This window comes from Bacillus sp. FSL H8-0545, assembly GCF_038006105.1.
In the GTDB taxonomy this organism is placed as follows: Bacteria; Bacillota; Bacilli; order Bacillales; family Bacillaceae_G; genus Bacillus_A; species Bacillus_A cereus_U.
The window spans coordinates 109,729-125,960 of record NZ_JBBOUO010000002.1; the positions used below are offsets into that span (position 1 = coordinate 109,729).

Genomic DNA, 16,232 nt, shown 5'->3' on the forward strand with positions numbered 1-16,232 from the left:
TGTTATTGCGGAGAAACTCGGAATATTCAGGCGTGAAAGCACGACGAATACAGCCCCTCATCATCTCTTTCATCTAGATACCTTTTTAACCAAATGGTGCAACGAGTATTAAAGTATACATCCCTTTCTTTATCATCTTTCCCTTGTACAATGACAGAATTCGTTAAAAAAGAAGAGGTGAGGCTAACAGTATGCTTTCTCTAATAAATAAATCTTTCTTTTACTGACTCCCATTCATCATTAATAATACTGTAAAATATATTGTCTTGAATGGTTCCGTCTGCCTTTACTCTATGTTTACGAAAAGTTCCCTCTTTTGTTGCTCCTATTCGTTCAACAGCTTTTTGAGAACGTATATTCTCTACGCTAACTGAAAATTGGATACGATTTACTTTTAACTCTTCAAACTAAAACTTAATAACCATTGCTAGATTCACAGGTTCCAATGTACAAAATTAGTCCATTTAACATTTCTTCACTTTCTGATGTATCCTGAGTCACTTTCCACTTTGTCAGCAATCCCCCCTTCCCCTTTCTTGCCAGAATATACAACAGGTCCAATTTCTTGAACAGAACTAATCGTCATTTAATGTATCTATTGCTTTGTTAAGTTGGTAGCTTACAGTAATATGTATAATTCAATTAGTAAATCTATACTTACACAAAAATATAATAAATTTAGTTAAATTTATTAACATTGACTCTATATGTTAATTATAAAGATGGTGTACATATGAGATTAACAAGTGAATGTGTAGAGCCTAACACTTGAGATACTGAATTTGTAAATATGGGAGTTAATAACAGAGAAGAGAAACTATAACATGACATTGACAGAGCTCCTTTATCAATAGATATAAATGGTAGAAAAAACATTAATAAAGAAAAATGAATAGGAAGATCTCTTTATTAAACTAGTAAGTTCATATCAAACCATTTAATATGAACAAAGCAATGATTTTTTATATTATATACACCCTTTACATGCACAACTTACATACAAAGCCTATATATAAGCTGTGCAAAAAGAAAATGTGTTAAATATGTTAATATGAAATTGATATAGGAACTACAAAACCTTTGTTTTTAAAGGTTTATATATACATCTTATAAATAGGGCTTATAAATACAGCTTATAAATAAAGCGTATGAATACTTTGTGAAGTTTTTTAACTTGAAATGTTTGTAATTTGATATTTTTTATAAAGGATTATTCAAAAGAATGTCAAATTAAATAATGAATTTATAGTTTTATAGACGGTATTGTTAATTACATGAAACCTATAATTGACATATACAACATACATCGTACATATACGTCGTATAAATTTGTGTTTATATATCAACATTTCAGCCTACTTTAATACTTACACGCTTTATATGTAAGTGCTATATATAATGACTTGATATACGCTTTATAATAATGTAATATATTCGTAGGAATAATTAACCAACGTTTTAAGGGGGAGGCAACTTGAACGAGGTATTGAGCGAAAAGTATAAAGTAATTAAATTTCCTGATGAAGTTGTGAACATGTTTGCAGACATTCTTGAAGAAGACGAAATACTTTATAATGTATTTCATTACATAGGATCTGCGGTAAATAAACAATACCAAGAGACAAAATATATGAGAGGCATCTCAATAAATGAAATAGTAGGTAATGTTGTAATTGACAGGAGAGTTAAGAAATTAAAGGGAAAATCGTACTCATTAGAGGTTGAACGAACCAATATATCAAGAAGATCAGCTGAGGTAAGTGTTAGTACATTATCTTCAATGTCATTAATAACTGAAAAGATTATGCATCCTTATAAATTTTTAATCTCAACAATTAGAGGACAGCAGGTGTTAATTGAACTAGGAAGACGTAAACAAACCAATAGATAAGAAAAAGGAGAGATAAAATAATGGCGAAGAACTTTCTGAAAAACGAAGTAGCGGTAAAAATGACAATGGTTGGTTTTGGTCAAGCTGGAACTAGAATGGTAGATAAATTTGCCGAATATAAGCATACGGATGGAACATCTGTGTACAACTGTCTTGCTTTAAATAGTAACGATGGTGATTTAGCCGAATTAAAAAATGTGCCTACAAGTAACCAAGTATCACTAAAATTAGGCGGACTAGGGAAGAATCCAGAACGTGCTGTAAAAGTACTAGAATCAAATGATGAAGCGAAAGAAAAGTTAAAGGAATTCATCACAGAGCGTGTAAGACCAACAGATGAATTGGTTCTATTTTTTGCTGGCTTAGGCGGTGGAACAGGTACTTCTACAATCATTAAAGCAATTGAAGAATTCTCGGCTTTTCATAATAAACCTATAATCGCTGAAGAACTTAAAAGTATGGCAATGAAAATTCCTAGAGAGGAATTAATAGCAAATCAACAAAAGTATGCAAGAATTGCATTCAATAATGCAATTGAGCGTAAAGATTTTATTAAAATGGGTATTGTTGTGACACTCCCTGTAAGAGCCGATGGGCCTGATGTACTAAGACAAGTAAATAAATTCTCTCAAGAGATTTGGAAGTTAGCAAATGACCAAGCAAAAGGTGTTGCATTCGTTATTTTCGCGGATAACCAACATTTCTATGATGAATTTAAGGGATTAAACGAAAATGAGAAAAAAGGTATTGCTAATTCACGAGACTATGCCAATCAGCGCATTGGTGAAATCATCCATGAATTAAATACAGCTTCTAATGGCGCAGGAACATCTGTTATTTTAGATTCTCAGGACTTTAAACGTATTTTATTAGAGAAAACTGGTTGTCTAGTTATTAATAAAATTTCCCGCAATATGAATCAAATTGAAAATAGTAAAGAAATAGTAGATATGTTCACAGAATCGTTGAAAGGAAGTTCTTTCCACCATCCTATAGAATTAGTGAAAAAGAACGATGATGGTGAGTTGGAGGCCTCAAAGGTGCATCATTTTGGAATGCTTGCAATTCTAGACGAACAAAAGAATATTGATGATTCATTTATGGATGATGCAAAAGTAGAAGTTACAAATACATTACCAATTAACGGTACGGTATTTAATGGGTATTTAATTAGTAAAAATGATTTTATGGGCAGTGTGTATACGTTCTATAAAACTGATGCATTACCGTCTCGTTTGTCTAAAGGTTTAGTTGAAGAATTCAATGAATTTAAAGAGAAGCAAAATCAAATTCAGTTTAAAAAATCTCAAATTAATACAATTGAAATGCAAGATCAAGACGATGATTTCAGTATTAATTTCGGTGATTACATCGATATGGGAACTAGTAATGAGGAACCATCAGCAGATGCTGAGAATGATGAAGAATTAGCTGCATTTATGGATCCAGACAAAATGTTTGGTACATCAAAATAATAAAAAAGAGGCCTGGGAATATAATCTGTACCCTTTGTAAAGGACATTTTTAAAAAAGTTAGGCAACATCAAGAAGATGATTTCTGTATCCTGGTCTTACCCCTGTCAAGTAGACAGTAATAGATTAGGTGCCTTTTCATTAAGCAGCCTTAGTTCCAAATTCAATAGGACTAAGGTTGTTTAATCTTTTTTGAAATCTTTTGTTATTGTAATAGCTTATATATCTTTTAGTGGCCTTAAAAACTTCTGCCTTTTCATAAAAGGTATGTCTATAAAAGCATTCTGCCTTAAAATGACTAAAAAAGCTCTCTATACATGCATTATCGTAACAATTTCCCTTCCTAGACATACTCACAGTTATTTTGTGCTTTTTAAGTAATTGGTTATATTTTTTTGACGTATACTGATAACCTCGGTCGCTATGTAATACTGTTTCGCAGGCTTTTCTTTTTCTTAAGGCTTTATTGACTGTATCTGTAACTAATTTTAAATTGTTGTATTCGCTCATTTGGTAGGCCACAACTTCGTTATTGTAAAGATCTAGTATCACTGAAAGATATATGCGCTTATTATTAAAGGTAAGATAAGTTATATCTGTAACCCATTTTTCATTTGGTCTTGTAGTTGAAAACTCTCTGTTTAACAGATTTTCCGACACGACGCATTGTTCTTTTAAACCAAAATGCCGCCACTTTTTCTTTCGAATCTTAGCTTGTAGCCCCATTCTCCTCATTAAACGATATACTCTTTTGTGATTTACCTGTAAACCATAATACTTTTTGAGCCATATACAAATTCTTCGGTAACCATAGCTGCCATTTATATCTGGATCTCGTTCGCATTCTCCTATTTTAGACATGATAAATTGGTCCTCTTTCATCTTTTCAGAGGGATTGTTGATTCTTTTTTTCCACTTATAATATCCACTTCTTGAAACACCTGCAATTTCACAAAGCAATACAATTGAAAAATTTTGTTTTAAGGTATGAATGACCTCATATTCTACTGATTTACTTTTTTTGATCTCATCCCCCTTTTCGTATCTAATAGCTTTTTTAAGTATGCATTTTCCGCTTCTAATCGTTGTATTCTAGCATCTTGACTTATTTCATTTGTTTGTTTAGATCTTCCACGTTTTTCTTGTAGGCCCAGAATACCCTCATTTTTATATTTTTTAATCCATCTATCTACAACTGAATATGTAACTCCTAATTCCTTTCCAATTAGCTTACTTCCAATTCCTCTATGTAAGTACAATTCAATAGCTTTCATTTTAAAATCAATTGAAAAAGTTCTTCTAATTTTCCCCATAAAAAATCCCCTCCATAATAAACAGTAAAGTAACTTTCTTTCAACTGTCTACTATAAGGGGATCATATCATCCAACAGGAGTCATCTTTTTTAAATTCCATTGATATCTATAGTGATTATAGTACGTCATATATTTCTTAATCTCTTGTTTCAACTCAGTAAAAGACTCGCAAGGTTTTATATGTGCTTCATCTTTCAGATGACCAAAAAATGATTCTTGTGGAGCGTTATCCCAACAGTTCCCTCTTCTTGACATAGATTGTCCGAGCTTTAGCTTTTTGACTAATTTTTGGTAGGTAGGGCTTGTGTAGTGGGCTCCTTGATCTGAATGAATATATGCACCTTCAGTCAATCGAATCCTCTTATTCCGTTTTAGTTTATGAAGAGTTGTTGTTACGAGGTCTAATGTCATCTGTTCTGAAACATGGTAAGCTAAAATTTCATTGGTTGAGCCATCTAAAATTGTAGATAAATAAGCTCTTTTATTCTTACCGTAAACTAAATAAGTGATATCTGTAAGAAGCGTTTTTCCTGGGGTGTTTTGTTTAAATTCTCGATTTAATTGATTCGGCACTACTCGATGTTCTTTTGAAGCTTTCAGCATTCTTTTATAAGGATTTGCTTTCCGAATCGGACAGACAATCTCATATTTTTTCATGATTCTACGGATACGCTTTAAATTGTAGACAACTTGAAAATGACCCACCAATGTCATTTTTATTTGACGAGCCCCTTTCTTTCGATTTCTAAATCGAAGTGCTTTTAATATGATTTCTTTCACGATTTCATCTTGATTGTTCTTTTGTTTCCGTTGTTCTTGAGATGAAATGGAAAAATAATTATAGTATCCCGAACGGGATACACCAGCTACTTTACACAAATAACTCACCATATTTCTTAAGTTATATTTTATGATGACAGAACGAATCAGGATATATTTCTGACTAGGTGATAACGTTATTTCCTTCTCATCCTCCCTTCCATAAGTTTGATCTTTTTTAACAATTCATTTTCTGCCTTTAGTAAGTTCCGTTCGGCTTCTAAACGAGCATACTTCTCTTCTAACGTAAGCTCTCTCTCAAGAGTTCTTCCCGCGTTTTGGGTGCGTGTATCTCGCAAACCAAATACACCATTTTTTCTGTAAGCAGCACGCCACCTACTTCCTGATGACATAATTCGTTTCATTCCAATCATATCTATATCAAAACCACATTCTTCAAAAATATTTCGAGGTAGTTTTCCTTTCTCATTTTCCTCAATAAAAATACGCTTAAATTCATCTGTATAAGTGATACCTTTCTGACTTACAGATTTTATGTAGGGGTTATTTGATAGAATTTGAATGTCTCTTTCTGTAAATAGCTTTTTTGTCATTTTGAACTTTCTCCGATCCCAATTTTCTCTCATTATACAAGAAATACCCTATAGAATAGACTTTTTTTCAGTGTCTATTCTATAGGGTACATTTTAATATCCCGGGCCTCTTTTTTATTCGGATGTCATAATAGATTTCATATGCTCTATCATATTTTCGTTTAAATAATTCTCTATAAATAGGTGTTTTTTTGCTAAATCTTCCTCTTTTTTAAACCAACCAACTTTTTTCATACGCTCTTCCTCAGGTTTTTCATTCCAGAGTTTTTCAGCTTGTCTTCTTAATTCTTTACGAGCTCTATGTTCAATTATTATGTTATCCAGTCTTTCTTGTCTTTGGCGTTCTTTCATAGCAATTGGATCTTCAGGCTGAGGTAATGCTTTTAATACATTTTCAAATTTCTCTTGAAATTGTATTTCGATGTTTTGTAAATGTGCTTGAACCTTTTGTTCCACCAATTTCTCGATTGTCTCAGCTGCGTCCTGAAAATCAAATTGAGATAATATTTCGTTAGAGTGGTTTTCAGGAGATACTGGCCTTAGTTCGAATTGATGCGGTAAAAGTTCGATTATGGCATCTAAAGACCACTTTTCATCCCTTTTCTGCTTTATGAAAAGAGCTATATTTAAATCTAATGAATTATATAGCTTTTCATTTGTATTATTGGTTCTAAGAGTCCCGTGCAATCCCTTCTCTTCTAACGTATTAAACCAATTATAAACAGTATTATGGTGTCTACCTACTAACTTAGAAAACTCTGTTATTCGCCAGGACTTTTCAAAAGCGTCTTCGTGTAATGAGTTCTCATCATCTACCATGGTTTGTTCTGAGTAATTTTCCTGCTTAATCATAGTATTACCTCCTTAGCAGTATGTAATTTCGCTGATAAATGACATTAACATGAAATGTGAGATTGATATGTTAAGTGTTTTTCGACGGTACTAATAGGAATCCCTTTCTTATCTGAAATTAACATGAAAGATAAGATTAACATGTTATACTCAAAGTATTAACAGAACATTAACAGATCGTTATCTATCCGCACCAAATATTGATGTTTTGTTAACTGGGACTTGAAATGCATCAATGTTATATAGGATTAATGAGGTACCTTTGTCACCCATATCCTTTTAAATGGTTGCTATGAGATTGACAGTTTTATTCACATAACATTAATGATAAGTAAATATAACCGATTTGTAAATAAATTATGAGGATATAGTATTAAACTTTCAAAAAAATAGGTATAAATATGATTAAAAGGGTCCATATTATTAATAATTGTAGTATGAGCCTTTTCCATAGATAACACTTGAGAATATATAACAGATACCTGTTTGACTAATAGAGTGTAGTATCTCTTTTTAACTGATTCCAAGACTAGTAAAGTAATTTTAGATAACAACTATTATAGGTTCATATGAGCGTTAAATTCTAATAGTTAGTTGAGTTATTGGCTATTAGTAGTTCGAAACACTACAAGGTCCCATTCGCTTTGTTGTTGAATAACTGTAATGCTTAATTTCTAAGTGTTTGCGATAAAGAAAAAAGTTTTTATAGAAGGATCTATTCAGTCTCTAATTATAAGCAATAAAGACTGCTGTGAATCTTGGTTTATTAACGCTTTTATTAATAAGGACATATACCTATCGATGTTTTGTCAATGTCTTGTTATCACAATAATCAAGAATATTTGATATGAGATTAACAATCTTATCGTTCTGAGGATTAACATGTTAATGTTTATTGATATGTTAATCTCATTAATGATGAGTATTCTGATCCAAGTATGCACAATGTCAATCTCGTGTTAATACTTACAGAAAGGATTTCTACATTTAAAATAACGATCCTTTAATTATTCGCCCAAGAGTAGATTCGAAACCTCTAAGCCGTATATTACAAAGTAATTTTGCTCATATTAATATTATTTTATTGATTGAATTAACTATAATGAGCGCTGCTTTGTTTGATAGTCTGTATTTCTTAGTGATTTTTCTACTTGAAACTTCTAGTAATTTATAAAGCGCAATTCTTAACTAGTGTGGATTTTCTCAATTCAATTTTCGTCCTAATAAAGCCATAGTTTTATTGATGTTTTGTTAATGTCTTATTTTCATTACTGCTAAGTATAGTCAACATGAGATTAACATTCTTATTCTTTTGTTTGCTAACATGTTAATACCTATCGATATGTCAATCTCATTCCTGTTATGTATTTCGATCCTGCTTCGCGAAATGTCAATCTCATATCAATACTCTGCGAGAAGAATATATTTGTAAGAAGTATTAAATCTTTAATTGTATATCTAATAGTGGATTGGAGATCTCTAAGTTACATGTTACAAAAAACTATATATGTTAATTATATTACTTTATTAAATATGGTCCGATACAATGGATGTAATTTTGCTTTACAGTCTATATGTTCTATTAACCTTTTGTTCGAAATACTTTATTAAAATATGGAGAAACATTCTTTATATTTTAATAGGGAATCATTGTATTTATTGATGTTTTTAACCTCTATAAATTTTTATATTTCAATTCTGTTCTAATAAACCTATGGTTTATCCATGTAGTATTAGTTTCTTGTTATCCTTAGTATCAAGGGGTGACATGAAGTTAACATTTTTACTCTTTTGAAGGTTAACATGTTAATGTCTGTTGATATGTTAATTTCAGTTTAGGTTTGCATTTTGATACTTTTTCGCGAAATGTTAATCTCATGTCGATATCCTTCAAGGAGAATATCTTTGTAAGAAGTACAAATTCTTCAATATTTATGCCGATTGCGCATCTTTTTAGAGTAACAGTATCAGTATGTCCAAGATTTAGAGATTACTTACATGTATTTTGAATTTTTTGCACCTGAACCGTTTATACTATTTGTAGGATTTTCTGCTTTTTTGTCGAATATACTTAATGCAAGGAGGGACATTACATGATTATTAAAGACTATTTCATCAATCTTTCTATTTTTTCTTTACTTGTTAGCGCAGCAATATTTATTCAAGTGTTTACGATTCATTCCAGGCGATATTTTGAAAAATTCTATGGGGGGATCATCGCAGTTACTTTGATGTTCTTTTCTTTTCCGTACATGGGATTTTCCTACGATCTTCGAGTTGTTCCTCTTATTCTATCTTTTATTTACTTTGGTCGCATTGCTGGTTGGATTACGTTAATTAGCATTATTATAATGCGCATCTTTTACATTGGAGGGTATTGGGAACCTCCTGTGATTGCTTATTTAGGTATGGGTATCTTATTTGCTACTTTTAAAACATATTTTAAAAACCTTCATCCTTTTAAAAGTGCATCTTTATATTTTTCTGTTTTTGTCGGAATAAAATGGTTAGTTGGTGTATTCTTTAATAATGCATTACTTTACACTGGAGGCTTATTATATATAGCTTTAGGACTTTTAATTGGACTATTTCTTATGGAAGCCTACCAGAGATTGTATTATTTAACACAGGACTTATCTAAAATGAATCGGGAATTAAAAAAAACGAAGCAAGAACTCAAAGATACCTTACATGAGCTTCAAGGGGGTATCTTTAAATTTAAAAAAGTGGATAAACATTTTATACACACTTTGTGTGATGGACAGTTTTATTATCAAAACGGAATTTATTCTGAACGGGTGGTAGGAAAAAGTTTACGTACTATTGATGCTTCTATTATTCCTCCCCATTTAGTTCCACAATTAATGAAGTATTATCTTCAGGCGTGGGAAGGGAAAGAAATTATATTTGAATTACCCTGGCCGAATGATAAAACTATTATTCTTATTGCGCTTAGGCCGATTAAACGAAATGGACAAGTTATTGAAGTTGTTGGTTCTACAGTCGATATAACCGAAAGGAAAAAGGTAGAATCAGAATTAAGAGCTACCAAAGAATTACTGGAATCATTTATCAAGCATAATGTAGATGCTATTACCATATCTGATCGAGAAGGGCATATTTTACAAGCCAATAAAGCTTATGAAAATATATTTGGGTGGTCATCACACGAAATCATAGGTAAGAGATTACCTTGTGTACCAGATTTCTTAATGGATGAATCACTCAGAAATATTCAGGAAATTCTAACGAGAGAATCCATAGTTACTAGATTAGAAACTGTTAGACAACGTAGCGATGGAAGTCTTCTTGATGTCAGTCTGACGGTTTCTCCTATACTGGATGTAAGAGGAAATGTGATAGCTTTATCAGCAATATGTAGAGACATCTCTGAAAGAAAACAAGCAGAAAGAGAACGGCATCGATTACACCAACAATTAAGAGATAGTGAAATGAAGTACCGTGCACTAATCGAACAAGCAACTGACGCAGTATATGTAGTAGAGCTGAATGAGGATCGTGTTCCAAGTCGATTTATTGAGGTAAACCCTGTTGGTTGTAAAAGATTTGGATATAGTAGAGAAGAACTGCTCTCGTTACCGTTTCCATATGCTGTACCACAAGATTCACCAATGATTGTAAGGTTGTTAGAAAAAATTAGAGAGGGACAAACTTCCTTCACTTTGCAAGATGAATATGCTTTTCCAACAGGAAAAATAATAACAACTGAGTTTGGTGTCCGTATTTTTAACTTAAATGGTAAAGAAGTTTTCCTAAGTATTTCTCGTGATATCACTGAACGGCTAAAAACAGAAGAATTACTACGAAAATCTGAAAAACTTGCTGTCGTAGGACAATTAGCGACTGCAATGGCACATGAAATTAATAATCCATTAACCGCAATGAAAGGGTTTATGCAATTACTAAAATCAACGGAAAATGAGAATAATCAGTGTTATATAAATATAGTATCATCAGAGATTGAGCGTATAGAAAGTATTACAAATGAATTTATGGCGGTAGCTAAACCACAGGTGGTAAAGATACAACCCAATGATATTAGTGTGCTAATGGATCACGTTTTGATGCTACTGCAACCTCAAGCAATGATGAATAATATACAAATTCGCATCGATTTTACAACTGGTATTCCTTTGATTCCATGTGAAGGAAATCAATTAAAACAAGTGTTTGTAAATATTTTAAAAAATGCAATTGAATCCATGCCAACGGGAGGGGAAATTCTGATTCAAATTGATAAACTTGAAAATGATCAAATAAGCATTCGTTTTATCGATCAAGGGTGCGGGATTCCAAAAGAACGTATACCATATCTCGGAGAACCTTTTTATAGTATTAAGGAAGAGGGGATTGGCTTAGGATTAATGATCTGTTATAAAATTATCGAAACACATCAGGGAAAGGTATTTATTGAGAGTGAAGTGAATAAGGGAACAATAGTTGAAGTCACTCTCCCTATTTGTACATTTCAAAATTAATACATTCTTTTACTGAAATTTTATAAGAAACTATAGAATGGAATTGTGAATAAACATGAGTAATGAGCAACAAAAGATTTCTGCTACGGTAAACACTTTAGAAGATTATCGAGTTAAGGCACATCCAAAAACTAAATTTATTGTTAGTGAGCAGTTAGCTTTTGCTAGCTGCTTTTTTGTATATATTGTAATTGATTGTTCATTTTACTGCTTTTTGATGTTTCATATACAGATTATATAGCCTTACAAAGCTCTGTAAGTGTTTTGTAATATTTACGAGAGACTTTTTTAACAATTATGAGAGAGAAATGAAAGATTTGTTATATATGATGAAATTAATCTTACTAGTAGGTGTTCTAACTCACCTAGAAACCAAGGAGGAAAAATAACAATGAAAAAATTGAAGCCAGCACTTAGTGTATTAGGTAGTGTATCGATGGCACTGACTTTAGCATCTCCTGCTTTAGCAGATGTAAAACAGCCGAATCCAGGAAGTACAGTTGAAATATTCAAAGAGAATGCAAATGCAAAAAAAGAAGATAAGAATTTCATGCTCGGATCTGATGGGGAAATAGGTTCGCTCATTACACAAAACATTGAAATGACAAACAACGATTGGGACAAAGATGGTATTTCTAACGACTTAGAGATTAATGGATATAAAATTGAATTCAATTCACAAACTGGGAAAAATGAAGCGAAAGCATGGGATCCCGAGAAGGATAAAGGGAAACCAAAATTTATATCGAATCCTATGAATGCAAATACGGATGGTGATCCTTTTACTGATATGTATGAGGTTGAGAATTATAATAATGATTCTGATACTAATTTCAATCCGATAGTTGCCAATATGCCAAATTTACAAATTGGTGTCAAACGAATTGAAGTGATTCCTATTGCAACCATTACGGATAATAATGGCGGATCAGTTAGCAGAGGATGGGAAAAAAGCGTATCTACACAACATTCATTTAATGTAGGTCTAAGTGGTTCAGGTGGTGTAGAAGGCTCAGCAGCCGGTCCTGTTCCTTCCGGAAGTGTTTCAGCAAACGTGGGATACGGATATTCAAAAACAACTACTGAAACGGAGAGTTATACAAATAATTTTGATTGGTCTACCGCAACAACTGTGGATACAGCGAACGCAGCAAAATTACGGGTACATTTGGAATATAAGAATGTAGGCACAGCATCCGCTGAAAATGTTTCGCCTCATTTTAATATTCGTTTAGGAAACAAAATTATTAATACTGTAAAGGCAACACAAGATCGTTATAAGGCAAACTATTTAAGTACAGAAAAAGGTGGACGGAATAAAACAGAAGTAGTAATTGACAGTTTAGAGGGACAAGCAGATGCGAATATTGTCTTATCATTGGATGAATTGAAAGCTGTTGAACAAGGGGAACTTCTTTCGATTGAAGTTTTACCTACAAGTACAATGGATTTATCCATCGAAAAAGGTGAAGAAGTAATGCATTTAGGAGATTCAGGGAGATATGAATCTAGAGTAAATGCAGCTACAGAACAATTAGAAACAGATATAGGAAATATACCAAAGTTTAGGATATATACTCCTAAAGATAAATCCCTTGCTGATAAGCCAGTCTTATCCTATAACGAAGTTTTTCAGCATATTAATATAGATACGAATAAAGTAAAACATATTGTAAACAAGGCTAAAAGTAATAATCAAGTATCAGTGGTTTCAGATAATAATGGAACTGATGCATTGAACGCTTTAAAAGCGGGGCAGGGGGATCGCAGTTATTTACATAAAGACTCTGTACACGGTGCTTTTGCAAAACTACAGCAACCAACATTAGTAGAGGGTAGTTATGATCCTGTTACGCAAAAGATTCGGGCATCAATCTTACCTGGTTTATTTGGTGTGAGCAAAGAAATCCCTACTACTTATAGCAAGAAATGGAATGCTCCTTCACAAACAGTAACACTAGTTAAACGTGAGAATGGATATACATATGAGTCTAGAGAAAATATACACCCTATTAAATCTGAAATTGCAGCGCACAGAAAAGTTACATTTGAAATTAATGACGCACACAATCTAACGCCTACACAAAAGATTGATGCAGAGATTAAAGTTAATAAAGAATTCGAAGATTATGTAGTAGATAATTCAGGTGAATTTGTTACAGAAGGAGTTCCTTATACTGTAGCTTCATATGGAAATACAGCTTATTGGGGAAGTCATCACGCCGGGAATAAATGGGAGTATCTTTGGGCTGAGAAATCTAGCGATGAAAAAGTGAATGTAATTATTGAAAGAGTAGGTCAACCTAAACCTGGAAAACCAATTAAAAAGGATGAAGAGGTATTAATTAAATTCCAAAGTCCTATTTATTCAGATTATGCATATTTAAAACTTCAAGATAGTTATATCCATTTAGATCAAAAACAGAACGCAAGTACTTTTAAATTTAATCATGCATATCCAAAGAACTTCACTGGACACCATAAGCAATGGAACATACTATCTAATGGTAACAAGTTAAAGGTAGAATATTTAATCGATTATATGAAATATGGTAATGGAGAGAATGGAACTGATACTATAGCATGGAATCTATCAAGAGCTCAATAATAGGTAACAGTTCTGTTGCTAAGTTTGAAAAAAGAACCGGTAATGAACTGAATCCGAAAAGTTAGATACAAAAATTTAGGCTACTAATAGGGAATGAGTTCGATATTGAATCGGACTCATTCCTTTTAATTTATATGATTTAGATACTACTATTTTAAATGCTTATCTAGTCATATAAGTAATCAAATGTTAAGATTACTATCTGAATTACATAAACATTATTCTGAATTTTCATTCGTTTAGAGGCCGAAATCTGGAATTCTGATTTATTGATGCGATCAGTTTTTACATCTTTACCTATAAAGATATATTTATTGGATAATAGAAAAAATAAATTTTTTTGTTATTGGTGAAAAAGAAGTGAGGATAGTATATGAAGAAAAGAATTTTAATCGTAGAAGATGAAGCAAATATTCGAGAAGTATGCAAACGGTATTTAGAAAGAGAAGAATATGAAGTATATACCGCTGTAAATGGCAAAGAAGGTTGGGATTTATTTCTTACGCATCAACCAGATTTAATTATATTAGATTTAATGATGCCGAAAAAAGATGGATGGGAATTATGCGAGGAAATTCGTCAACAATCAAATGTCCCTATTATTATGTTAACTGCTAAGGGAGAGGAAAGGGATCGGATTTTAGGCTTAACAATGGGGGCAGATGATTATTTAACAAAGCCATTTTCCCCTCGTGAATTAGTATTAAGAGTCCAAATTATACTAAGAAGAGGAAGCCAGGTACCGATACAAGCGAAAGAATCCCTATTGGAAGTGATAGAATTTCCAGATTTGAAAATATATCCAAAGACAAGATATGTACTTGTTTGTGATAAGGAAGTGGAGTTAACGGTGAAAGAGTTTGAGGTACTTTATCTCATGGCAAAGCATCCAAAACAAGTATTTTCTCGCTCGCAGCTTCTTGAACTAATTTGGGATTTTGGACATGAAGGGGCATCAAACACAGTTACTGTGCTAGTGAGTCGTTTACGTGAAAAGCTCGAGAAGCATACAATAAAGAATCGTTGGATTCATACAGTTTGGGGTATAGGATATCGCTTTGAGCCAAATGGAGGAAATGAAGCATGAGGTTACGTATTCAATTGTTACTCATGAATTTATTAAGTACCAGTATTATGGTAATTGCTATATGGTATAGTGAGACGAAAATGTTACTTGAACCGGAACAAACGCGGTTATTAACAGTAATTGCATTTGTGGCATTCATTATTTCAACGTTTATTTATTGGTTAATGACACGTCCTATCATGAGATCTATACAAAATTTAATAAAATTGACGAAACAATTTAGTGATAGACACTTTGAAACGATGTATATAATTGGGCAAGAACCACGGGAGTTTAAAGAATTAGCAACAGCCTTTCAACAGATGGCAAAAAAGTTAGAAGAAGGGTTTACTAAGTTAGAGGAAGAGGAAAAATCCCGAAAGGAGTTAATTACCAATATCTCACACGACTTACGAACACCTATGGCTAGCATGCAATTGATGATAGAAGCATTACAAGATAACCTGATTGAAGATCCTGAAATGAAAAAGCAATACTTAGCGACGATTTTAAAAGAAATAGAAAGATTAAGTGGATTAATTAACGACTTATTTGATCTTTCAAAGTTAGAGTTTGAGCAAGTAGATTTTCACCCAAGTTTCACACATTTAGATAAAGTCCTATTAGATGTATTAGAGTCACATTCTGTCTTATTAGGAGACAAACAAATCCATATGCAATTGGATGTTCCTGATACATTACCTCGACTTTTGATTATGCCTTGTAAAATAGAAAGGGTCATAGGTAATTTATTACATAATGCAATTCGATATTCTCCTATCTCTGGAACAATTGAATTGACTGTAGAAGAAAATAAACAAACTCAACAGGTCCAATTCACTTTGCGGGATGAAGGAATGGGAATTTCTCCAAATGATCAATTACGCGTATTTGAACGTTTTTTTAGAACAGATCGATCAAGAAGTTCGCAATCTGGAGGATCCGGACTTGGATTAGCTATTGCAAAATCATTGATAGAAATGCACAAAGGGGAAATTGGTGTGAGGGATCGCGCAGACGGCAAGCAGGGAAGTGAATTTTGGATTACGCTTCCCATCGTATCAGAAAAAAATAAGACGGCTGAAAGACTTTTGTAACATTTATGTTATAAAAGTGAAAGACCTTCTTGCTAACATACTACTACACAGTATGTTAC

10 protein-coding genes and 1 pseudogene are annotated in these 16,232 nt (G+C 32.5%); 6 read left to right on the plus strand and 5 right to left on the minus strand.

Features of this window, described 5'->3' with window-relative positions:
- Nucleotides 1–56: 56 nt before the first annotated feature.
- Nucleotides 57–173: pseudogene (locus tag MHI07_RS26550) on the minus strand (integrase); the annotation flags it as partial.
- Between the two features lie 1,301 nt (nucleotides 174–1,474).
- On the opposite strand from MHI07_RS26550, the gene MHI07_RS26555 reads away from it, so the two are divergent.
- On the plus strand, nucleotides 1,475–1,891 hold the full coding sequence (locus MHI07_RS26555) for a hypothetical protein (RefSeq protein WP_098395112.1): 417 nt from the start codon (nucleotides 1,475–1,477) through the stop codon (nucleotides 1,889–1,891).
- Nucleotides 1,892–1,911: 20 nt separating this feature from the next.
- Complete coding sequence (locus tag MHI07_RS26560) at nucleotides 1,912–3,366, plus strand: cell division protein FtsZ (protein WP_215582652.1); 1,455 nt, start codon at nucleotides 1,912–1,914, stop codon at nucleotides 3,364–3,366.
- A gap of 139 nt (nucleotides 3,367–3,505) precedes the next feature.
- Here MHI07_RS26560 and MHI07_RS26565 read toward each other — a convergent pair whose 3' ends face one another.
- The 4 genes from MHI07_RS26565 to MHI07_RS26580 form a co-directional block, all read right to left on the minus strand.
- Nucleotides 3,506–4,447, minus strand: coding sequence for an IS3 family transposase (locus MHI07_RS26565; RefSeq protein ID WP_139358357.1), 942 nt, complete (start codon nucleotides 4,445–4,447; stop codon nucleotides 3,506–3,508).
- Nucleotides 4,369–4,677 carry a helix-turn-helix domain-containing protein gene (locus MHI07_RS26570; RefSeq protein WP_078175295.1) on the minus strand — a complete coding sequence of 103 codons (309 nt, stop codon included), beginning with the start codon at nucleotides 4,675–4,677 and terminating at the stop codon, nucleotides 4,369–4,371. The genes MHI07_RS26565 and MHI07_RS26570 overlap by 79 nt, the downstream gene beginning before the upstream one ends.
- 67 nt (nucleotides 4,678–4,744) lie before the next feature.
- Nucleotides 4,745–6,051, minus strand: a protein-coding gene (locus MHI07_RS26575) for an IS3 family transposase (protein ID WP_340826982.1) whose coding sequence is annotated in 2 segments (ribosomal slippage) — nucleotides 4,745–5,670 and nucleotides 5,670–6,051 — 1,308 coding nt in all. Because the reading frame shifts where the segments join, the coding sequence is not laid out codon by codon here.
- A gap of 114 nt (nucleotides 6,052–6,165) precedes the next feature.
- On the minus strand, nucleotides 6,166–6,903 hold the full coding sequence (locus MHI07_RS26580; protein WP_340826983.1) for a terminase gpP N-terminus-related DNA-binding protein: 738 nt from the start codon (nucleotides 6,901–6,903) through the stop codon (nucleotides 6,166–6,168).
- A gap of 2,093 nt (nucleotides 6,904–8,996) precedes the next feature.
- On the opposite strand from MHI07_RS26580, the gene MHI07_RS26585 reads away from it, so the two are divergent.
- From MHI07_RS26585 to MHI07_RS26600, 4 genes are all read left to right on the plus strand, one after another.
- Nucleotides 8,997–11,402, plus strand: a complete 2,406-nt coding sequence (locus MHI07_RS26585; protein WP_340826984.1) for a PAS domain S-box protein — start codon at nucleotides 8,997–8,999, stop codon at nucleotides 11,400–11,402.
- 391 nt (nucleotides 11,403–11,793) lie between these two features.
- A complete protein-coding gene (locus tag MHI07_RS26590; RefSeq protein WP_340826985.1) occupies nucleotides 11,794–14,010 on the plus strand; it encodes a binary toxin-like calcium binding domain-containing protein in 2,217 nt (738 codons plus the stop codon).
- 373 nt (nucleotides 14,011–14,383) lie between these two features.
- Entirely contained in the window at nucleotides 14,384–15,097 is a 714-nt protein-coding gene (locus MHI07_RS26595) for a response regulator transcription factor (RefSeq protein ID WP_215582659.1), read from the plus strand.
- Nucleotides 15,094–16,173: a sensor histidine kinase gene (locus tag MHI07_RS26600; protein ID WP_215582660.1), complete on the plus strand. Its 1,080-nt coding sequence runs from the start codon at nucleotides 15,094–15,096 to the stop codon at nucleotides 16,171–16,173. The genes MHI07_RS26595 and MHI07_RS26600 overlap by 4 nt, the downstream gene beginning before the upstream one ends.
- Nucleotides 16,174–16,232 lie beyond the last annotated feature (59 nt).

What these genes read in the sequence shown, in the direction of transcription:
- MHI07_RS26560 (WP_215582652.1), top strand. Translation starts at nt 1,912, where the DNA reads ATGGCGAAGAACTTTCTGAAAAACGAAGTAGCGGTAAAAATGACAATG.
- MHI07_RS26570 (WP_078175295.1), bottom strand. Translation starts at nt 4,677, where the DNA reads ATGGGGAAAATTAGAAGAACTTTTTCAATTGATTTTAAAATGAAAGCT.
- MHI07_RS26580 (WP_340826983.1), bottom strand. Translation starts at nt 6,903, where the DNA reads ATGATTAAGCAGGAAAATTACTCAGAACAAACCATGGTAGATGATGAG.
- MHI07_RS26585 (WP_340826984.1), top strand. Translation starts at nt 8,997, where the DNA reads ATGATTATTAAAGACTATTTCATCAATCTTTCTATTTTTTCTTTACTT.
- MHI07_RS26590 (WP_340826985.1), top strand. Translation starts at nt 11,794, where the DNA reads ATGAAAAAATTGAAGCCAGCACTTAGTGTATTAGGTAGTGTATCGATG.
- MHI07_RS26595 (WP_215582659.1), top strand. Translation starts at nt 14,384, where the DNA reads ATGAAGAAAAGAATTTTAATCGTAGAAGATGAAGCAAATATTCGAGAA.
- MHI07_RS26600 (WP_215582660.1), top strand. Translation starts at nt 15,094, where the DNA reads ATGAGGTTACGTATTCAATTGTTACTCATGAATTTATTAAGTACCAGT.